Raw genomic sequence first — 20,466 nt, 5'->3', positions numbered from 1 at the left:
TGGCAGCTCCATCATGAGCCACAACTGTGGCCAGTCTTTTTTACTGCCGAGCCCCCTTGACGCACCCGTGGTGATTGCCCCAGGACACACGCCATCGGTACGCATCACCCGAGTGCAGCCGGACTCACGGATGCCCCGCACGGGTTTTTCCGAACCGTTCCCAATCGATGCTGGCCTCGGCCACAACTTGCCCGCAGTAGCCAGCAGCCGCCCCGGCAATCCGCGGCCCCACTTCCCCCCGCTTCCGGCAGGCCAGGAGCAGCCATCCACTTTGTCGGCTGTCAGGAAACGCCCCGCCTGCCCCGGCGCGCTCCCCGGCGGCGACTCGCGGTATGTCGCGGCATCACCCGTGACCGGCCGGGAACCCATGACCGCTGGTTGGGATTCCCGCTTCCGGGCAGGTGCTCCCGCGCGCCTGCCGCTACCCGGTACATCACATCGAGAAACTTTCAGTCTGCAGGCTGGAAGCGGAGGGGTGTTCATCTGCCCTGACCGCATCGTCGACCACACCGCGGCGTCAACCATGTGGTGTGCCACAGACGACGCGCCTGTTGTGCTGCGAGCCGCACCGATCATTCGACCGCTTTTGACAGGACGGATTGACCGGCGTTGACGCCTCTACTCCCACCAGAGGGAAACACCCCGTCGTTTGAAAACAGACGTTCTTTTCCCGCCTTCCGCATCAGGAGGGTGGATCGGGCGTGCTGCTAACTCTCGGCGGGCAGTCGAGAGGCCCCATGCACCGTGGCCCGGGGAACCGGAACCGGAACCGGATTGTTGAATAAAAGGGCAATGCCTTACCTAAACACTCGACATCAGACCGCCATACTGGAACACCCGAGCAACCGGTCCACCGGCAGGTGATATTTATCACGTATTTCTTTGACCGGGTTCGCCTCATAAAGTTCACCCCCGGCGTGAAGAGTCTTCCTGCGGGGATAAATCCACTGGGCACCGTCGGAATTCCCGCCCTCAAGGATCACACACCACAAAAGAGATTTCTTAATATTGAAAACCCACAGAGCCCTAAAACTAAGGGAAAGCTTTGACTGCAGCGCATGTCACCAGTAGATTAGCCGGAGTTTGCGACGCAGCCGGTCAGGCTTCGCTTCGCTAATTCATTCATTTCCGCCTTCCCCCAATCCCATACAAGGAGAAGACAATGCGTATAAAACTGGTAGCTTTTGCCGCCGCCTCCGCCCTGGGTCTGTCTGCTCTCGCAGCCTGCTCGTCTGCTGAGGACCCGGCCGATTCCGCAGCAGGCTCCTCTGCTGCATCGTCCGCCGAGGCTGTCACCTCAGCCGCAGAGCAGAACACACAGTCCGACAGCTCCGCGACGACTTCCGCGTTCCCCGTCACCATCGAGCATTTCCGGGGAACCACCACCATTCCGGCTAAACCCGAACGCGTCGTTGTCCTGGACAACAGCTATTTGGAAAACATCATCGCCCTTGGCGACGATTCCCTGGTGGGCTACGCCTCCTTCAACGGCTCGGGTATTCCGCCCTACGCCACTGAAGAGCAGAAAAAACTTGTCGCCGATGCCGTTGATATCGGAGATGTCAAGCAACCCAATCTGGAAATGGTTGCCGCGCTGCGTCCCGACTTGATTTTGTCCAGCGATTACCGCTCCAAGGACTACTACGACAAACTCAGCGAGATCGCCCCCACCGTCTACTCGGAAAAAGCCGGCACGACATGGCGCGATAATCTGCTGCTCACCGGTCAGGCCCTGGGCAAGCAGGACAAAGCGCAAGAGGTGCTCGACACCATCGTCAACCGCGCCCACGCAATCGGCGACGATATCCGCGCCAAGGGCGATATGCCAACTGTGTCGATTGTGCGGCTGGCACCGAACATGCGCATGTTCCGCGATACTTCCTTCCCCGGTTCCTTGATCAAAGACATCGGTCTTCCCCGCCCGGACAACCAGATTGCCCCGGCCGACAAGCCAGAGGACATCTTCACCGATTTCTCCGAAGAAACCGTCGGCGATATCGATGCGGATCTGATTCTCTACATGTCCCCCAAGCAAGACTCCGACCGCTACCCCGCATGGCAGGAAGCGGTTGCACCGGTCATGGAAGGACGCCTGTGGAACAACCTCGCGGGTGAGAAAAAACCGGTCTGGGACCGTGTCTGGTACATGAATGTTTCACCGCTGGCCGCTCCGCTGCTTCTCGATGATGTGGCCGACATGTTCGATGTCGACAATCACCGCGAGAGCTAAACCACCCGCCCACCTCCCGGAGCATGCCGCCGGGGCTTGGCTTGATGCCCCGGTGGCAGGGTTTTTCCGCCATCGACCGCTCACCGCCATACCGATCCTGTCTTAAAACCCACGATCACCCGGCTTGGGCCGGACGCAGGATACGGGACGGTTTTTTACACACAGAGTTTGTTTTCTCGTCTCATTGCCGCCTTCAGAAGGGGATGAATCTGCGTGACCACCACCGTCACCGTCCCATCGGCCAACGGTGGACAATCCACCCGGCTGCGCCACCGTCTATCCGGACTCGTCGCTGTCACCGTCATCATTGCCGGTTTGTGCCTGCTGTCTTTGGCGGTGGGCGCCAGGCCCACCCCGCATGATGAAGTCTTCGAGGCGGTGGCGGCACTGGGATCATCGACCACGGAAACCGCCATTATTGTCTGGGATCAGCGCCTTCCCCGCACTGTGCTGGCGGTGGTGGTGGGTTCGGCTGTGGGGTTGGCCGGTGCGCTGGCCCAGGGGCACACCCGGAATCCTCTGGCGGATCCGGGCATGCTGGGAATCAGCGCGGGCGCTGCGCTGGCGGTGGTTATTTCGGTTTACCTGTTCCGGGCGGGAAGCATCCACACCTATGTGTGGGCGGCGCTGATCGGTGCCGGCATTGGTGCCGCGATTGTTTTCTTCATTGCCTCCATCGGGGGCGGAAGCGCCAATCCCCTCAGCCTCATCCTGGCGGGTGCCGCGCTCAGTGCTTTTTTCGGTTCCGTGTCGACGGCCATTATTTTGCGTGACCAGGCCTCCCTGGACACGCTGCGTTTTTGGAACGCGGGATCGGTGACAGGACGTGACCTGGGGATCACCGCGACAGTGCTGCCTTTCATCTGTGTCGGGCTTGTCCTCGGTCTCTCGCAGGGGCCGGTGCTGAATCTTTTGGCGGTAGGGGCTGACACAGCCACCGGGCTGGGGATCAATGTTGCCCGGGCCCGTGCCGTCGGTTTTCTTGCTATCACTGTTCTCACCGGTGCGGCGACAGCAGCATCTGGTCCGATAGCTTTCCTGGGACTGATGGTTCCCCATGCTGTTCGTGCGGTGACCGGACCCGATTACCGCTGGGTGCTTCCCTACTCGGCGGCGGCGGGGGCAATGCTGGTACTGGCGGCCGATATTGTCGGCAGAGTCGTGGTCCGCCCCGGTGAACTTCAGGTTGGTATTGTTCTCGCTTTCGTCGGTGCCCCGTTTTTCATTGCCCTCGTACGCCGCCGGAAGCTGGTGAATATCTGATATGTCCGCTTTTTTCAGCACCCGCAGCCGCGCCGGCCGATCGCAGGCAACACCCCGGTCAACGGCAGATGGTGACTCCTGCGCAGTGGCGGCTTCCGGGAAGAAAACGCCGGACACCGTACTCCCCCGGCCGGGCGACATCGTCTTTGTCGCCCCCACCATGCGGGTGAGGCGGTGGGCGGTGGCCACAACATGTTGTTTGCTTGCCGCTGTTGCTGCCGCGATGATCGTGGCCCTCGCCCGGGGCGATTACCCGCTCAGCCCCGGCCAGGTGATCGAGGTTCTCACCGGCGGCGGCGACGAGATGGCGCGCACCATCGTTGTGAAATGGCGGCTGGCGAGAGTATTGGTCGCCCTTGTCATTGGACTGGCTCTCGGGGCTGCCGGGGCATTGACCCAGTCGATAGCCCGCAACGGGTTGGCCAGCCCCGACATCCTGGGAATCTCGATGGGGTCGTCGGCCGCGGCAGTGGCGGTCATTGTTCTTGGTGGCAGCACCGTCACCGTCATGGGCATCAATGTCGGGGTTCCCGCCGCCGCGTTGCTGGGGGGCTTGTCCACAGCCGCTGTGATCTATCTGCTGGCACTGAAAAACGGGGTTGATACTTTCCGGCTTGTTCTCATCGGTATCGGGGTCAACGCATGCCTGGGCGCAGTGATCACCTGGCTGCTGATCATCGCGGAACTCAACCGGGCGGAGCAAGCTGCCGTGTGGATGACCGGTTCCCTCAACGGCCGCGGCTTTGAGCACCTCTACCCGCTGGCGGGCGTGGTTTCCATCTGCTTTGTTGTGGTGGCCTGGGCCGCTTTCGATCTCAAAGCCCTCCACTTGGGGCGGGATATTTCAGTCGCGTTGGGCGTTCGTGTCGATCTGAGCCAAACAATCCTGCTCCTGGCGGCAATTGCCATGACCTCTGCCACAGTCGCGGCCGCCGGCCCCATTGGGTTTGTGGCATTCGTGGCACCACAGCTGGCACGGCTGATGACGAAATCCCCCACCCCGCCGGTGATCGCCGGTGCGGTCACCGGTGCTTTCATCCTGATAACCGCGGATGTGGTGACCTCTACCGTGCTGCCGTGGACACTGCCGGTTGGTGTCGCGACCTCCGCTATCGGCGGGCCTTTCCTGCTGGGTCTGATTGTGGCCGCCAACAAAAAAATCACTGTTTGAAAACACTGTCCGAGCGCCCGCGCGCCACGGTTGACCGACAACCACCGCACCCGCGTGCCCACCCCAAAACGGGACCTTTTCCCCGGAAGGATCAACAACGACTGCCATGGGTATCTCCTCCACCGGCCACCACCGCAGCACTGATCACCCCCAGCAACCCGCCACTGGTCTGCGGGCGCGCCACATCTCGGTCGGCTACCGGGATACGCAGGTCATTGACGATTTGAGTCTTGATATTCCACCGGGACAGGTCACCACCATCATCGGCCCGAACGGCTGCGGCAAATCCACGTTGCTCAAAGCCCTGTGCCGACTGCTGCCGGTCACCCGCGGCCAGGTGGAGCTTGATGGTGTGGCACTGACGAAGACATCATCACGGCGGTTGGCCAGAGCAATCGGTGTTCTTCCGCAAAACCCGGTGGCGCCGGAAGGAACAATTGTCGCTGATCTGGTGGCCATGGGCCGCCATCCCTACCGCAGCTGGATGAGACAGTGGGCGGGTGACGACGGGGAGGTTGTCGCCCAGGCGCTGGCCCGTACCGGTGTCACCGATTTGAGTGAGCGGCGCATCGATTCGCTGTCCGGCGGGCAACGGCAGCGGGTGTGGATTGCCATGGCGCTGGCCCAGGACACCGATATCCTTGTCCTTGATGAACCGACAACCTACCTGGATCTGGCGCATTCCGTTGATGTTCTCGACCTGGTCGATACCCTGCACCGGCAGCAGCAGCGCACCGTGGTGATGGTGCTCCACGACCTCGGTTTGGCCTGCCGCTACTCGGATCATCTGGTGGTGATGAAAAATGGCGCTATCGTGGCCCAGGGCGATCCGGCGGAGATCATCACCCCCGAATTGCTGTCTGATGTTTTCGGCCTGACCAGCCGGGTCATCGACGACCCGGTCTCGGATCGGCCGCTGATCGTTCCGGTGGGACGCTGCCGCACCACCACCGGGTGACACGGCCGGGTCCGGGAGTCCGGGCCGGGGTGCAGTGTTCTAGCGCCACGGGATGATTTTTTTCCTTGTCCGCGGCGGTTTTTTACGGTGCCGGACACGACCGGCCGGCGGGTTGTTTTTCCCTCCCGGGGCGCCACGGGGAAAAGGGTCTGCTCCGTTTTTCCCTTCCCGGTTCGAACCGGGGACAAGACAACGAAACGACGCCATCTGATCCGGTGAGAAAATGGTGATCGGATCAGATGGCGCCGTGGGGTGAAACTGTGCGGGCTTTTCCGGCTGCCGGTGGTTTCATGCAAAACCACGCTTGGCCAGGATCCCGCCGCGGGTGCTAGTCCTCGTCGTCCAGGGCAGCCTTCGGGTCAACCGGGATGCCGGGGCCGGAGGTCGCGGCGAAGGTGACCTTCTTGATGTAGGTGCCCTTCGACGACGACGGCTTCAGACGCATCAGCTCATCGATAAGAGCCTGGTAGTTCTCGGCGATGGCTTTGGCCTCGAAGGAGCATTTGCCGAGGATGGCGTGCAGGTTAGCGGCCTTGTCGACGATGACATCGAATTCGCTTCGGGCCAAACCGACATTTTCTGGGTGGATTTGTTGTGGAAGGTGTTGTGCCCCTGACGGCTGCTCCCATTGTCCTTTTATTCAAGCAAGCCCGTCTTTTTCGTTGTGCAGGTTTTTCTGGCGGCTATCTCCCGGCAGGATATTGATCCCTCGGCATGTATTCATCAAGCCGCCGGAAAATATCGTCCGCCACGTTGTAGTCGTGGAACCGAGAGAACATGCCGCGGCCTTTGCGCAGCAATCCGATCGACAGGGTGCGGGCAGCATGCACGATCTCCGGATCTTCCATAAGCTCCACGACCCAGCGGGGATCGGCCAGCCATATCCGGGTTACTTCCCCGGTACTGCGGTATGTGTCAGCACGCTCAGCATCCAGATCCGGATCATTTTCCAGTTCCGGTGAAAGCGCAACATTCATAAAGCCATCCGCCGACCAGCTGCCGTCTTCCTGCAGGGTTTCTCCCAACACAAGGACCTCCACATTGTTGATGTTGACCACCAGCAGGCGGTGCCAGTCACGGCATTTTCCGGTGCTGGCCATGCTGGTCACGGTCCACAGTCGGCCTTCTGTCACATGCGGCCAGGGGATGCATGTTCTGATGAAGGCGGTGGCGGCTTCCACCACGTCGTCATAGCTGTCCGATTGCTTAAGGTGCTCGTACTTGGGGCGGGTACGCTCACGCTGCTGCGCGATTTTTCCCCTGTCCCCGATGACCAGTGGGCCTGTCTGGCCGGCCAGCCATTCAGCCTGAACTTGAGGATCCACCAGCAGGTCGAGGGCGGTTGAGCGCAGCGGCAGGGTGACCAGATCAATATTGCGTAGTTTCACCCCGTCGGCGACGTATCTGGCAATGACGTCGCGTTCGGTTTGATCAAGGTCGTCTTTTGCGACGGGTGCAAAAAGCACGGCGCTAATCGGGTCATCCCAGTGTCTGATGTGGGTGGCGATGCGGGCTTTCAATGACACTGTCTGCCCGATGTAGACACTGTCATCGGCGAAGACAAGAACATAGATTCCGCAGTTTGTGATGTCTTCCGGTATCACCGCCGACAGGCTCACCCCGGGTTCCATCTTCCAGTTGTAAAAACGCAGAACAGGAACTCCCCCGGATGAATCCATGGTGTTTGCCCTCCCGGGACGAATTGGTGGCGACGGGCGCGTTGATTCGGTTGTTCAGCGCCCTTGTATTGGTCGATTGTAGAAAGGTGCTCTTGGCCGTGACTGTTTTTCGAGCAAGGAAAAGCGGCGGCACCACCTGCCAGCAGAATCTGCCGTAGGCGGTGCCGCCGCACCTGTTTTTTACCGGGGACTGGTTATTGGGCCGGTCCCGGTTTTTTGGTTCAGGTGAAGATTTTAGTCCTCGTCGTCCAGGGCAGCCTTCGGGTCAACCGGGATGCCGGGGCCGGAGGTCGCGGCGAAGGTGACCTTCTTGATGTAGGTGCCCTTCGACGACGACGGCTTCAGACGCATCAGCTCATCGATGAGAGCCTGGTAGTTCTCGGCGATGGCTTTGGCCTCGAAGGAGCATTTGCCGAGGATGGCGTGCAGGTTAGCGGCCTTGTCGACGCGGAAGGCGATCTTGCCGCCCTTGATTTCCTCGACGGCTTTGGCGACATCCATGGTCACGGTGCCGGTCTTCGGGTTCGGCATCAGGCCACGGGGGCCGAGGATACGGGCCACACGACCAACCTTGGCCATCTGGTCCGGGGTGGCGATGGCGGCATCGAAGTCGGTCCAGCCGCCCTGGATCTTTTCCACCAGTTCGTCGGTGCCCACCATGTCGGCGCCGGCCTGCTCAGCCTGGGTGGCTTTTTCACCGGCGGCGAAGACCACGACACGCACGGTTTTACCGGTGCCGTTGGGCAGGGAGACGGTGCCGCGGACCAGCTGGTCGGCTTTGCGGGGATCCACGCCGAGGCGGATGGCCACATCGACGGTGCCGTCGTAGGAGGTGCAGGAGGTCTCTTTGACCAGTTTCGCGGCCTGGGAGGGGGTGTACAGGCGGCCTTCGTCGATTTTCTCGGCGGCGGCGCGGTAAGCCTTGGAACGTTTGCTCATGGTGTTTTCCTTATTTCTCGATGATTGGTCTGCCCGCCGGACAACACCGGCATCAGCTGGTGTGTGTCATCCGGCGGGGAGGAAATCGTGGTGCGGGCCGAAGCTGGCCCTCCCACTGTGGTGGCCGGGGAGTTGACCGGGACCTGCCGGCGACAATGCCGCGGCAGTCGCCGGGGTCCACCGGCCACGGGTGTCTTACTTGACGGTGATGCCCATGGAACGGGCGGTACCGGCGATGATCTTGGCCCCGGCCTCAACGTCGTTGGCGTTGAGGTCTTCCATCTTCGTCTGGGCGATCTCACGGCACTGGTCCCAGGTCACGGCGCCGACTTTCTGGGTGTGTGGGACACCGGAACCCTTCGGGATGCCGGCGGCTTTCAGCAGCAGCTTGGCGGCCGGCGGGGTCTTCAGTTTGAAGTCGAAGGACCGGTCTTCATAGACGGTGATTTCAACCGGGACCACGTTGCCGCGCTGGCTTTCGGTGGCGGCGTTGTAGGCCTTGCAGAATTCCATGATGTTGACACCATGGGCACCCAGGGCGGGGCCGACCGGCGGGGCCGGGTTGGCCTGTCCCGCCTGGATCTGCAGCTTGATCAGACCGGTGACTTTTTTCTTCTTCGGGGGCATCGAATGAAACCTCTTCCTGGTTACCGGCGCACGGGGATCGATGTCCGTATGAAAAGTGCAAAGAAACAGACCCGGCGGCAGTCGCCGCGTGCCCGGGGGCCGACCGTACAGGCCGGGCGGCAGGGCACAGAGGCGACAACACGTGAACCGGGTACGTGCTCCCGTACGCCGTCCGGATGCCGGGGAACAGCGAAAACTCGCGTGTATCCGGCCACCGGGGATGTGTTGACAGTGACAGCGTGCTCATTCCCGCCCGGTCATACCGGTGGTTTTCACACGCGACCAGTCAGAATACCGCACCGCGGCGTGGTGGACAAATTACCGTTCCAGGCCCGGCGCACGGGCGGCCTGCGGCGGTACCGGCAGGGTGATCGTCCCGCCGCGGGCCAGCCGCGGGGCCCAGGCGCCGATCAGTGACGCCACCAGCCAGGTGACCGGCAGCACTGCCAGAAGCACTGCCTCCAGCAGGGTTGCGCGGGTGATGGTTTTCCCGTCCGAACCCTCCCGCTGTGTGCGCTGGTTTTCATTGTCTGCCGGCCGGTGGTGGGCGGGTGTCCCCGGCGCGGTGCCGCCGGTGTCTTGCGGATCGATCAGCCCGCTGCCCGTCACCCGCACGGGGGCACCGGTCACGGCTGCTTTCCCGCTGCGGGTGTTGATGACCCTGATGGTTTCCCCGGGGTTGATCGGCATGCCCAGGTTGATCACCACTGTCCGGCGGCGGGATTCTTCCGCCGACACCGTGTGCTGGTAGTCCAGGCCGTCGGCGGACATCAGCAGCACATCGCCGGGATGGAAATAGCGGGTGGCTTCCGGGTGAATGGTCACCGTGGTCTGCCGGGCGTTCACCGGGGCGGCGATGACCGGGGTGGCCAGCACATCGGGCAGGGTCTGCGGGACAGCCACCGCATTTCCGCGGGCGGAGGGGGTGCCGTTGCGTGAGACGGTGGCGTAGGCGGCGGTCCCCGCGACCATCGGTGTGTCCAGGACGTAGTCGACAAATCGTGCGGCCGCCTCCCCGGCGGTGATGGTGTGCACCGGTAGTTCCCGCCCGCCCATGGTCACCGTCAGGGTGTCGCCGGCGGCGAAAGCCCCGCCGGCGGCGGGCACGATCAGCAGGGTGGTGGTGCCGGCCACCGGGGTGGTGACAATGACCGGCCGGGGCGGGGCGACGGCCCGCGGGACACGCACCGGCCTGCCGGTGGTGGCGGTTCTGCCGGGCCGGGTGGTGGTGGCGACGATGCGGTCACCGCCGCGCAGCGGATCGACGGTCATCTCCAGGCTGCCGCGTTCCGCCTGCTCCCGGGAGACCTCCCGCGGGCCGAAGGTGGTGTCACCGACAGTGACGGCCACCAGGTCCCCGGGCAAAAAATGCGTGCCGCGTGCCGGTGTCACTGTCACGGTGGTGCGCCCGGCCACCGCCTGCGCCGGGTCGACGGCTGCGGCGGCCAGCGGGCGCACCGGCACCGTGGCCGTCGCCCCGGCGGCGGCTTCAGCACCGTCGCTGACACTGACTTCAACCACCAGGCCTTCCAGCAGTGCCTCGGTGGCCACACTGACCCGCTGGTCGCGGGCTTCCCGGGCGCTGACAGGGTGGGTGTAGACCCTGGTTCCGGTGGTGACGGTAACAATCTGGCCCGGCCGGAAAAGCCCCGGGGCCACCGGTTCAACAATGACTTCCCGGTCCCGGTACTGCGGGGTGCGCGCAATCCTGGGGACCGGAAGCGGGGCTTCGGTGACCGTCAGCTCGGCGGCGAGACTGTTGCTGGTGCCATCAGGGTAGGTGACGGTGACACGGCCGTTGTCGGCCACGGCAATCGACCCGCGGTCAACCGCCGGGTTGGCCTGGGCCACCGCTGCGGCCACGGCTTTTTTCTCTTCCGCGCTCAACTGCCCGGGAGCAAAAACCCCGAGGATGGTGGCGGGGGGAACAAGCGGGTCGGCATTGTCGAAGCGGGTGTTCCACACCAAAGGCCCGTCGGTGATCGCCGGAATGACGGCAGTATCGTCCGGGCGGCCGACAGTAACAGTGCTTTGCGCCCCGTCAAGACGCCGCAGCGCCGCCTGGTCGGCCGGGGACACAACAACCCGGTTGGCTTCCCCGGTGACAGTCCAGACCGACGGGTTGCCGGCAACCCAGCCGTCGCCGGTGGCGGTGATCCGGGCGGGAACGGTTGTCCCGTCGCCATATGTCGTATTCACCTCGATCACGCGCACCCGCGGGTCAATGTCACTGACAACCAGCTGCCCGGTGAGCGGCCCGCCGGTGTGTGGCGCCAGCCGCGCCCGCGGGGCGGCGATGGGGGTCATTGTCCACTCGGCGGTGCAGTCGATGAAAGCCTCCCCGTCCGGCTGCGGGAAACTGACCCGGCTGGCATACCCGGGCGCACCGCCGGGGGCGGCGATCTTTTCGGGTTCGGCCCGCAACAGGCGGCGGGAAAAACCACCGTCGGCCCGGGGGGTGATGCGGTTGCAGGTCCAGTTCACGTCGTAGAGTCCGCCCGCGTCGTTTTTCGGCCAGCTGGTCCACACCACTTCCCGGCCGGGGGCAGCCACCTCACGGCGGGCCGCGGTGGCTGTCTGCCCCGGGGCCGGGGTGCTGATTGTCTGCGTGTCCGCGAAACCGTCGGCCCCGCCGATGCGCAGCACGACACCATCGGTGACGGTTCCCGACGGATCCGGGGCGGAGGTGACTGTCCCGACAGCCTGGGGCAGCATGATCCCGACGGCAATGGAGTTCGGCGCCCCGGCGGTGGTGGCCAGTGACACGCTGAGCTGCCGCGGGTGGTGGGCGAGAACAACCTTGGAGCCCACCCCCGCGGTGCCGCGGCAGGCCATGGTGGCGCCGTGATGCTCCCGGTGGCAGGTGGCGGGGTTTGTCGCCGGGATACCGGTGGCCCCGGGGGCCAGTGCCGGCTGGGCGACAGCGGTTTGCAGCAGCCCGTAGTCGACGACCGGCACCACTGAAGCGGGATCGTCCGGCGGCCGGAAAAACGTGGTGGACACACCGAAGCGGTCCTGTGCATCGGAAAACTGTTCCGCATCGGCGACCACCAGGGAATAGCCGCTGTGAACCGGGGTGCCGCCGGCGGTTTCAATGCCGATGCCGGTGATATCCAGCCGGGTGTCATAGGGCTGGCCGCCGGATCCCGGCACATAGCCCAGGGCCACTGTCGTGTTGTCCGCCAGCCGGTAGTTGTAGCCGTCGCCGTGGTAGCGCGGCGCCCCGAAAGCCCCGTACAGCGGGGTGTGGCTGGCCGACAGCCGCGGTGCCGGGGAGATGTTCTGGTGCAGCGACAGGTTCATCGTCACCACCCGGCCGGCCCCGATGGGATGCCGCAGCGTGATGTCCTCCCCGGCGGCCAGACGTGAAAAACGGCTCTCGCCCAGGGCACCGAAGTCCAGCCAGTGCACCGATCCGGGTTCCAGTCCGCCGCTTGCGGTGACAAACAGCCGACTGTCCTCCCCCGGGTCGGCCAGGCCCGACGGTGGTGCCGCCACCGACAGTGCCGCGGCGGTGGCCACCGCGGCGGAAAAAGCGATCATGCGGCGGCGAAGGTTCTTGCCCACAATGGTGCGTGTCACTGTTCCATCATCGCACGCATGCGACGGTTGCGCAGGCGGGTCGGCCACCCGCACCCCGCGGATCCGCACCCCGCAGGTGGCGTCCTGCCGGGGCTCCGGCCCCGCAGCAGGGTGTTGTGGGGGGATGGAAAAATCCCGGCCGGGATGTCACGGCACGCCGGGGCGCCACCGCCGCCTGCACCCCGGCCGGGATACGCGGATTGTTTATATTGTCCTCCCGGGCGGGTGCCCGGAAAAAGGGGAAACCTAGTTGATCTTTTCGACCTGGTCGAAGGTCAAATCGACCGGGGTTTCACGGCCGAAGATACTCACCAGGGCTTTCAGCTTGCCGTTTTCGGCATCGATCTCGGAGATCGTGGCCGACACGCTGGCCAGCGGGCCGGTGAGAATGGTGACGGCTTCGCCCACCTGGAAATCGACTTCGATCTGCTGTTTGGCGGCGGTCTGCGGCTGGGCGACCACCTGGTCGCCGGAGGCTTTCTTCTTCGGGGCCTTGTCGGCGCCGTCGCCGTCGGTTTCCCCGCCCTCGACCGGGGTGGTTTCCTGCGGCATGAGGAATTTCGCCACATCGCGGGGCTTGACCGGGGTGGGGTGGCCCTCATTGCCGACGAAGCTGGTCACACCGGGGGTGTCGCGCACCACCGACCAGGATCGGTCGTTGATGTCCATGCGCACCAAAACGTAGCCGGGCAGCAGTTTGCGTTTGACCAGTTTGCGTTTGCCGTCACGGATTTCCATGACCTCTTCAATCGGCACCACCACGTCGAAGATGGAATCTTCCACCTCCAGGGTCTGGGCGCGCATGTCGAGGTTGGTTTTCACCTTGTTCTCGTAGCCGGAGTAGCACTGGATGATGTACCAGGTGCCGGGAAGGCGCCGCAGCTCCCGCATGAACTCCCGGAGGCGTTTTTTGTAGTCCTCCATGGCTTTGTCTTCCTCGCTGACATCACCGAGTGCTTCCGCGGCTTTCTGCACCTCGGATTTCCCGGCGTCAGCGGCGGCGTCAGCTGCCCCGTCGGTGGCCGCTTCACTGCCGGAGTCGGCCGGGCCGTCGGACGATTCGGCGGACTGGTCGGCCCCGGCGATTTCTTCTTTGACTTCCTCGGCGGCGTCGGTTTTCGGATTGTCGTTGCCGGCGATCGCGATATCGGCGTCCTGCACGGGCTGCTCGTCAAGCTGGTGGGTGGCATCACCGGTTCGGATCGTGGTGCTGGTGGTCTCGTCGGTTGTCTCGTCGCTCATCTTCGCTTGCTTTCCATGTCAGGCGTCCCGGTCCCGGGCGCCGGGTGAATCAAATAGCCGGTGGTGTGGTGACCGTCGGAGGGTGGTTGTGCGCGGGCCGGATGGTCTGCTCCCGCGGCCGGAAGCCACGTGACGTGAGGTGCTCACGTGCCGGCGGCGCACACCGTGCATCGAATTCCCATGCTACTACCGGGAGTGGGTCAAAAATTTATCCCGCCTGACCGGCGGGTCAGACGGGAGAAGTTTGTGTGTCGCTGATTGTAGTGGCCGGTGCGGGTCATCCGCAAACACGGTGCGGGTTGTGCCTGCCTCTGCGCCGCGCGGGCCGCGGGTCCTACTTGTTGATCGTGAGGACTTTCTCGACGCCGATACCGGTCAAGGTGTCCACGCCCCACACCAGTGCGGTGAGGATGATCAGGAAGGCGAACACGATCAGCGTGTAGACGACCATCTGGCGGGCGGTCGGCCAGATGACCTTGCGCATTTCCTGCACAGTTTCCGGAATGTAGTCGACGGCGCGTTTGCCGAGGGACTTTTCTTTTTCTTCTTCGGCGGCTTTCGCGGCCGGGACCGCATTTTTGGCGGTGTAGGCGTCGGAGGATGTGGTGGACACACCGGAGACCTGCCGTTTACCGGCGGGGCGTGCGGCTCCCACCGGTTCTGGCTTGTGTTCGTCGGCCACGGCTCTCCTTCACGCAAAACATTGCTGTACTTTTCTCTCGACCCCGCCCGCGGCTCTTTGTGGAAAGAACCCGCGGGAGGGGGAGACTGCAGGGGCGACAGGACTTGAACCTGCAACCTTCGGTTTTGGAGACCGATGCTCTACCAATTGAGCTACGCCCCTATTGACACCGCGGTGTTGCCACCGGCAGTACCCGGACAAGACTACCAAAACGGGCGGGGTGGTTGTCCACCACCCGGCCGGAGGGTGCCCGGTTGTCGGGAGAAATGTCTCCGCCGCCGCCACTGTGGGTGACGGCGGCGGAACTTTTCTTATCCCGTAGCGATGGAGAGAATTGAACTCTCGACACAGCGATTATGAGTCGCTTGCTCTACCACTGAGCTACACCGCCATGCGCCATAAACACCGGCGATATGGGTGATCATAGCAACAGAGCCCCCTGACAGAATCGAACTGTCGACCTTTTCCTTACCATGGAAACGCTCTGCCGACTGAGCTAAGGGGGCACAGCCACAAAGAAAAACTGTTCCGGATAAATTGCGATGTTTATCCGGCGTTGCTTTCCGTTGAAGCCTTGAAAAGATTAACCCGGCAACCACACGAACACAAATCAGCAGCTCACAAAGGGTTTTTTTACCCCCGCACGGCAGCGAATCCATCTTGCCGGATCCCTGTGTCCCCTCCTGCCGCAGCCCCCGGGGCCACAACCGGCACAACGCTCCGCGACCCCGCCCGCAGGCCCGCGGGCCACTCAGGGCTGCGGTGTGGTGTGGTTGTCCGGCCGCTCACACTGCCGCGGCGGGGCGCGCACGCGTTCCGGGCGTGTGGTGGCCGTGTCGGCGGAACCGGGGCGCGGGTGCGGTCTGTGCGGCGCTGTGCGTGTGGCCGCCGGGAGGGGCCCGGCAGCCGGGCGGGCCCGTGGGGTGGTGCCGGGGGTGATACGTCCCCGTGTGCCCCTGTCCCGCCCCCGGAAAGACTGGTGTGCGGCGGGGACCGGAGAAAACACAACCGCCGCCGGGAACCCTGTGGGGTTCACGGCGGCGGTGATGTGGTGCCAGGTGAAGGATTCGAACCTACGTAGGCGAAGCCGACGGATTTACAATCCGCTCCCTTTGGCCGCTCGGGCAACCTGGCGTGCAGTCGACCAGGCAGTGCGAAACTGCGTGGTGCGGTGCGGTTAAACACTTTACTATGACACCGGTGCCGAAAAGCAAACCGGCTGGACAAGGGCTGTTTTTACCCTACCCGGGAGACCGTGTAGGCCATCACCGACTGCAGCGCCTGCTTGGCGGGCAGGTCGGGCAGCCGGTCAAGCTGGTTGGTGGCTTCCGCCATGGCGGAGCGCACCACCTCGAGTGCTTTGTCCCGGCCGTTGGTCTGTTTGATCAGGGCCAGCACCTCATCGACATCCTCGTCGGCCACCGGCCCGGTGAGGGTGGCGCGCAGGGCGTCACCTGCCGGGGACTCGTCGGCCAGGGCGTAGAGCACCGGCAGGGTGAACACGCCCTCTTTCAGGTCGGTGCCGGGCACTTTGCCGGACTGTTCGGTATCGGACCAGATGTCGATGATGTCGTCGACGATCTGGAAGACGATGCCGATTTCCATGCCGAGTTTCTGCAGCGCGTCAACGGTGCGCTCATCCGCCCCCGAGTGCAGGGCGCCCAGGTATCCGGCAGAGCCGATGAGAACCCCGGTTTTTTCCCGGATGACGTTCATGTAGTGCTCGATTGTGTCGCCGTCGCCGGGGCCGATGGTTTCCCGCATCTGTCCGGTGACCAGTTCGCCGAAGGTGTGGGCGAAATGTTCCACGGTGGGTTTGCCCAGCCGGGCCATGATCCGGGAGCAGCAGCTGAGCAGGTAGTCGCCGGCCAGGATGGCCACCGAATTGTTCCACCGGGCGTTGGCGGAGACCACGCCGCGGCGTTTGTCGGCTTCATCCATCACATCGTCGTGGTAGAGGGTGGCCAGGTGGGTCAGTTCCACCACCACCGCAGCCTGCACCACTTCCTCGCAGCAGGGATTGTCACCGAATTGGCTGGCCAGCATGGCGAACATGGGCCGGAAGCGTTTGCCGCCGGCGTGAACCAGGTGGCGGACTTTGTCGGTGATGAAGTCTTTTCCGCCGGAGATCTCGGCGATGATCAGCTCTTCGACGGCGTCGATGCCGGCGGTGACGGCCTGCTGGAGAGCAGGGTCGTCAAAGCCGATGCTGGGGCGGTCCGGGCCGTGGACGTCTGGGTCCCTTCGCCCGGGACGGGGCCTGCCGTTACTCATGCCGTGGTCGACCTCACTGATTGTCGGACGTGCGGGAAAAGCCGGGATAGTGTTCGGCCCGGGGCCGCAGCCGGTGGTCGTGGCGGGTGACGCTGTGTCTGCGGTGGGCCGGGAAAAACCCGGCGGGAAAGATAACGAAAAATCCTCAACGGTAAAGCACGATACCGCACCACAGGTGGTGTACCCGCACCGCAGGCCGCGCCGCGGGCTGTGGTGGTGGCCCCACCGGCCGCACAGAGGACGGCCGCGGGGAATTCATCCTGGTCACACCGAACAACCGGTCACGCATCCGGTGGTGTGGACCACCGGCGGCGGTGCCCGTCAACCCGCAGGCGGCGTGCATTCCCGCATCAACCTTACAAGTTGCCAGCATCCGGTGGCACACCCCGGGGTGGTACTGCCCGGCGGGCAGCTGCCACAATGACACCCCGTGACCCACCTGATTGCCGACCCGGAGATTCTCGTTATCGGATGCGGCCCCGCCGGTTCCGCCGCGGCCGCCCTGGCCGCCGACCGCGGGTACGCGGTTCTGGCCGTTGATGCGGCGGTGTTCCCGCGGGACAAAACCTGCGGCGACGGGCTGACCCCGCGGGCGATGGCCCAGCTGGGGAAGCTGGGTGTCGGGGACGCCATCGGTGACGGCTACCGCTCCAACGGGCTGAAGCTGCACGGTTTCGGCGGCCACATCACCGCCGCCTGGCCGGAGTCGGCCGCCTTCCCGCCGATCGGGTCGGCCATGCGGCGCAGCCGCCTGGACGCCCTGCTTGCCGCCGGGGCGGCCGCCCGCGACGGGGTGCAGATGGCCTGCGGGTTCAAAGCCGCCGAGGTGACAGTTACCGGCGGTGCGGTCAGCGGGGTCACGCTCCTGCCGCACAGCCCCCGGCCCGAAACACAGCTGCCGGGAAGCCCGGTGCCCGGGGCGGTGGTTCCAGGGCCCGGGTCCCCCCCGGTGACGGTCCGGCCGAAATATGTCATTGTCGCCGACGGGGTGCGCTCACCGGTGGGCAAAAAACTGGGCCGCATCTGGCACCGGGAGCAGGTGTTCGGCACCGCCGCCAGGGCCTATGCCGCCACCGGCCGGGCGGCAGAGCCGTGGATTCACTCCCATCTGGAACTCACCGATGACACCGGCACGGTTCATCCCGGCTACGGATGGATCTTCCCGCTGGGCGGGGAGGACGGGCATGTCAACATCGGCTGTGGTGCGCTGTCGACGGCGGACCGTCCGGCCGGGGTGAACACCACCGCGCTGTTGCGCGGCTACGCCGCGCGCTGCAGCGCCGACTGGCGGCTCGGGGAGTTGACCGCCACAACCAGCGCCCTGCTGCCGATGGGTGGGGCGGTCAGCAATGTTGCGGGAGACAACTGGATGCTGATCGGTGATGCGGCGGCCTGCGTCAACCCGCTCAACGGGGAGGGCATCGACTACGCCCTGGAGACCGCCGAGCTGGCGGTGCGCCTGCTCGACGGGCAACCGGGCGCCGGGTTCACCGGGTCGTGGCCGGCCCTGCTGGGCGCCACCTACGGGCGGGCGTTCACCCTGGCGCGGCTGCTGGCCCGGGCGCTGACACACCCGAGGTTTCTTCCCCTCACCGGCCCGCTGGCGATGCGCGGCCCGCAGGCACAGCCGGTGATGTCCACCGCCGCCCGGCTGATGGGCAACCTGGTCGACGAAGCGGACCGGGACATTGTCTCCCGGGTGTGGCGGGCCGCCGGGCGCGGCGCTGTCGCGCTGACCGGGGGCCGTCAGCTGTGGGACACAACCTAGCGGGGGCAACCGGCTGTGCGCCGGGGGTTATGCGGCGGGTTTTTTCCCGGAGTGGATGGCGGTGATGCCGCCGGTGAGGTTCTGCCAGCCGACATCGATCCACCCGGCCTGCCACATGGCGTGGGCCAGCTCCTCCTGGTCGGGCCAGGCCCTGATGGATTCGGCGAGATAGACGTAGGCCTCCGGGTCGGAGGAGACGATGGTGGCCGCATTGGTCAGCACCAGGGACAGATACAGGTCGTAGACTTTCGCGAACACCCGGTTGGTGGGGGTGGAAAATTCGGTGATCACCACCCGGCCGCCGGGTTTGGTCACCCGCAGCATCTCTTCCAGGGCGGCGGGCAGCGACTGGAAGTTGCGCAGCCCGAAACTGATGGTCACCGCGTCGAAGGTGTCATCGCCGAAGGGCAGGTTCATCCCGTCGCCGCAGACTTTGACCACATCGCGCATGTGCCCGGCCGCCAGCATCCCCCGGGAGAAATCAACCGCCACCGGGAAGGCGCCCTCTTCTTTGATCGCCTCGGTGGACACGGCGGTACCGGCGGCCAGGTCAACAATCACCTCACCGGGGCAGACGTTGAGCCGGGCCGCTGATTTTCTGCGCCAGCGGGCGTCCATCCCCAACGACAGCACAGTGTTGGCGATGTCGTAGCGCCGGCCGACTTCGTCGAACATGCGGGCTACATCGGCGGGGTTTTTGTCAAGATCAGCGGTGGCCACAAGCCCGGTAGTCTACCCCACAACCACCGGTCACCGTAAGCTGAGGATCCCCAAGCCGGGGCGGCGTTTGCCCCACCTGCGGCCGGCCGCGGCATCCGCGTGGGCGGCAATGGCCTGCGAATAGTATCCCCGCAGCCGACCGGTCACCTGTGGCCAGGTGCAGGTGGCGATACGCTCGAGACAGGCCGCCGACATGGCCGCACGGTCGGCGGTGACAGTGTCCACGGCACCGATGATGCGGTCGCCGTAGCTGTCCGGATCCAGCAGCAGGCCGGTGCCGGTGCCCGCGATCAGGTCGATCGGCCCCCCGGCGTTCGGCCCGATCACCGGCACCCCGCTGGCCTGGGCCTCCTGGATGGTCTGGCAGAAGGTTTCGTGCTCCCCGGGGTGGCAGAACACATCGAAGCTGGCGTAGGCACGGGCCAGCTTTTCCCCGGACAGCGCCCCGGTGAACACTGCCCCGGGAAGCTGGGCGGCCAGCTCGTCTTTTTTCGGCCCGTCGCCGACAATAACCAGCTGGTAGCGGTCATCGGCGTCGATCGCCGCGAGCCGGTGGACCTTTTTTTCCGCCGCCAGCCGCCCGACGAATCCGACCACGGTCTCTGCTGTGCCCCGGGTCCAGCTGCGGCGCAGCGCAGCACAGCGTTTGTCCGGGCTAAACAGCTCGGTATCCACCCCGCGCCCCCAGCGGTGGATTCTCTGCACTCCGTGGGCGGCCAGGGCCTGCTGCGCCGGGGTGGATGGCGCCAGGGTCACGGTGGCGGCATTGTGGACCACCCGGGTCCATTCCCAGGCGGCGTTGACCAGTGCCGACAGCCGGTACTGGGTGGCGAAACCGGCCACATCGGTCTGGTAGACAGCCACGCTGGGCAGTTTGAGCTGCCGGGCGGCCAAAGCACCCGCCCCGCCCAGCACAAAGGGGCTTGCCAGGTGCACGATGTCGGGGCCGAAGCTTTTCAGCACCCGGATAATCGCCGGTACCGGCACCCCCACCGGAAGCGAATCGATGCGGGGAACCATCACCGCCGGGACCCGCACAATCGGAAAACCCCGGTAGTGGGTGTGCTGTTTTTCGCCCTGCCGGGCCGCCGGGGCGATGACCACCGCCCGGTCGCCGTGGGCGGCCAGGTGGTCGAGCACTTTCAGCACCGATCCGGTGACCCCGTTGATGTTGGGCAAAAATGATTCCGCGATGATGGCGACTTTCATGCTGCCCATCCTTCCTGCCGCATATGACGGCAACCCATCTGATCAGTGACGTTTTGCTGAACTTTTCCCCCACCGCCGCCGGGCGGCGGTGATCAGCGCCCAGGCGGCGGCAGCCGCGGCGG

15 protein-coding genes and 4 tRNA genes are annotated in these 20,466 nt (G+C 64.7%); 5 read left to right on the top strand and 14 right to left on the bottom strand.

Annotated elements, in window-relative coordinates; all coding sequences use genetic code 11:
- Positions 1-1,162 precede the first annotated feature (1,162 nt).
- The 4 genes from JZY06_RS04710 (at position 1,163) to JZY06_RS04695 (ending at position 5,622) form a co-directional block, all read left to right on the top strand.
- Positions 1,163-2,230, top strand: coding sequence for an ABC transporter substrate-binding protein (locus JZY06_RS04710; RefSeq protein WP_207118680.1), 1,068 nt, complete (start codon positions 1,163-1,165; stop codon positions 2,228-2,230).
- 213 nt (positions 2,231-2,443) lie between these two features.
- Positions 2,444-3,493, top strand: a complete 1,050-nt coding sequence (locus JZY06_RS04705; protein ID WP_207118678.1) for a FecCD family ABC transporter permease — start codon at positions 2,444-2,446, stop codon at positions 3,491-3,493.
- An 85-nt stretch (positions 3,494-3,578) separates the two neighbouring features.
- Positions 3,579-4,664, top strand: coding sequence for a FecCD family ABC transporter permease (locus JZY06_RS04700; RefSeq protein ID WP_330617121.1), 1,086 nt, complete (start codon positions 3,579-3,581; stop codon positions 4,662-4,664).
- A gap of 106 nt (positions 4,665-4,770) precedes the next feature.
- Positions 4,771-5,622, top strand: coding sequence for an ABC transporter ATP-binding protein (locus JZY06_RS04695; RefSeq protein ID WP_207118676.1), 852 nt, complete (start codon positions 4,771-4,773; stop codon positions 5,620-5,622).
- A gap of 328 nt (positions 5,623-5,950) precedes the next feature.
- Here JZY06_RS04695 and JZY06_RS04690 read toward each other — a convergent pair whose 3' ends face one another.
- The 12 genes from JZY06_RS04690 to JZY06_RS04635 all read right to left on the bottom strand — a co-directional run bounded on the left by JZY06_RS04690 (position 5,951) and on the right by JZY06_RS04635 (position 16,647).
- Entirely contained in the window at positions 5,951-6,211 is a 261-nt protein-coding gene (locus JZY06_RS04690; RefSeq protein ID WP_330617156.1) for a hypothetical protein, read from the bottom strand.
- Between the two features lie 94 nt (positions 6,212-6,305).
- A complete protein-coding gene (locus tag JZY06_RS04685) occupies positions 6,306-7,301 on the bottom strand; it encodes a GIY-YIG nuclease family protein (protein WP_207118673.1) in 996 nt (331 codons plus the stop codon).
- A gap of 234 nt (positions 7,302-7,535) precedes the next feature.
- Positions 7,536-8,240: a 50S ribosomal protein L1 gene (rplA, locus tag JZY06_RS04680; protein WP_207118671.1), complete on the bottom strand. Its 705-nt coding sequence runs from the start codon at positions 8,238-8,240 to the stop codon at positions 7,536-7,538.
- Between the two features lie 195 nt (positions 8,241-8,435).
- A complete protein-coding gene (gene rplK / locus JZY06_RS04675) occupies positions 8,436-8,867 on the bottom strand; it encodes a 50S ribosomal protein L11 (protein WP_207118669.1) in 432 nt (143 codons plus the stop codon).
- A 318-nt stretch (positions 8,868-9,185) separates the two neighbouring features.
- Positions 9,186-12,449, bottom strand: a complete 3,264-nt coding sequence (locus JZY06_RS12550) for a hypothetical protein (protein WP_207118667.1) — start codon at positions 12,447-12,449, stop codon at positions 9,186-9,188.
- A 246-nt stretch (positions 12,450-12,695) separates the two neighbouring features.
- The gene (gene nusG, locus JZY06_RS04665; protein WP_207118665.1) at positions 12,696-13,691 is read right to left on the bottom strand and encodes a transcription termination/antitermination protein NusG; all 996 of its coding nucleotides are present in this window, start codon (positions 13,689-13,691) and stop codon (positions 12,696-12,698) included.
- 334 nt (positions 13,692-14,025) lie between these two features.
- Positions 14,026-14,373 (bottom strand): preprotein translocase subunit SecE, encoded by a 348-nt coding sequence (gene secE, locus JZY06_RS04660; protein WP_207118663.1) that lies wholly within the window; start codon positions 14,371-14,373, stop codon positions 14,026-14,028.
- 89 nt (positions 14,374-14,462) lie between these two features.
- Positions 14,463-14,535: transfer RNA gene (locus JZY06_RS04655), tRNA-Trp, on the bottom strand.
- Positions 14,536-14,692: 157 nt separating this feature from the next.
- Positions 14,693-14,764, bottom strand: a tRNA-Met gene (locus JZY06_RS04650).
- 42 nt (positions 14,765-14,806) lie between these two features.
- A tRNA-Thr gene (locus JZY06_RS04645) sits at positions 14,807-14,879 on the bottom strand.
- A gap of 543 nt (positions 14,880-15,422) precedes the next feature.
- Positions 15,423-15,507: transfer RNA gene (locus JZY06_RS04640), tRNA-Tyr, on the bottom strand.
- 102 nt (positions 15,508-15,609) lie between these two features.
- Positions 15,610-16,647 (bottom strand): polyprenyl synthetase family protein, encoded by a 1,038-nt coding sequence (locus JZY06_RS04635; protein WP_207118661.1) that lies wholly within the window; start codon positions 16,645-16,647, stop codon positions 15,610-15,612.
- A 430-nt stretch (positions 16,648-17,077) separates the two neighbouring features.
- On the opposite strand from JZY06_RS04635, the gene JZY06_RS04630 reads away from it, so the two are divergent.
- Positions 17,078-18,415, top strand: coding sequence for a geranylgeranyl reductase family protein (locus JZY06_RS04630; RefSeq protein ID WP_207118659.1), 1,338 nt, complete (start codon positions 17,078-17,080; stop codon positions 18,413-18,415).
- A gap of 27 nt (positions 18,416-18,442) precedes the next feature.
- On the opposite strand, the gene JZY06_RS04625 is transcribed toward JZY06_RS04630, so the two are convergent.
- Positions 18,443-19,135, bottom strand: coding sequence for a demethylmenaquinone methyltransferase (locus JZY06_RS04625; protein WP_207118657.1), 693 nt, complete (start codon positions 19,133-19,135; stop codon positions 18,443-18,445).
- A gap of 30 nt (positions 19,136-19,165) precedes the next feature.
- Positions 19,166-20,344: a glycosyltransferase family 4 protein gene (locus tag JZY06_RS04620; protein WP_207118655.1), complete on the bottom strand. Its 1,179-nt coding sequence runs from the start codon at positions 20,342-20,344 to the stop codon at positions 19,166-19,168.
- Between the last annotated feature and the right edge of the window lie 122 nt (positions 20,345-20,466).

Source organism: Corynebacterium mendelii, from assembly GCF_017307055.1.
Classification (GTDB): domain Bacteria; phylum Actinomycetota; class Actinomycetes; order Mycobacteriales; family Mycobacteriaceae; genus Corynebacterium; species Corynebacterium mendelii.
Note: the sequence above shows the minus strand (reverse complement) of the source record. Positions and strands in the feature narration are given on the sequence as shown.

Coding starts and splice junctions, on each gene's coding strand:
- JZY06_RS04635 (WP_207118661.1), bottom strand. CDS start 16,647: ATGAGTAACGGCAGGCCCCGTCCCGGGCGAAGGGACCCAGACGTCCAC.
- JZY06_RS04685 (WP_207118673.1), bottom strand. CDS start 7,301: ATGGATTCATCCGGGGGAGTTCCTGTTCTGCGTTTTTACAACTGGAAG.
- rplA (WP_207118671.1), bottom strand. CDS start 8,240: ATGAGCAAACGTTCCAAGGCTTACCGCGCCGCCGCCGAGAAAATCGAC.
- rplK (WP_207118669.1), bottom strand. CDS start 8,867: ATGCCCCCGAAGAAGAAAAAAGTCACCGGTCTGATCAAGCTGCAGATC.
- JZY06_RS04695 (WP_207118676.1), top strand. CDS start 4,771: ATGGGTATCTCCTCCACCGGCCACCACCGCAGCACTGATCACCCCCAG.
- JZY06_RS04620 (WP_207118655.1), bottom strand. CDS start 20,344: ATGAAAGTCGCCATCATCGCGGAATCATTTTTGCCCAACATCAACGGG.
- JZY06_RS04710 (WP_207118680.1), top strand. CDS start 1,163: ATGCGTATAAAACTGGTAGCTTTTGCCGCCGCCTCCGCCCTGGGTCTG.
- nusG (WP_207118665.1), bottom strand. CDS start 13,691: ATGAGCGACGAGACAACCGACGAGACCACCAGCACCACGATCCGAACC.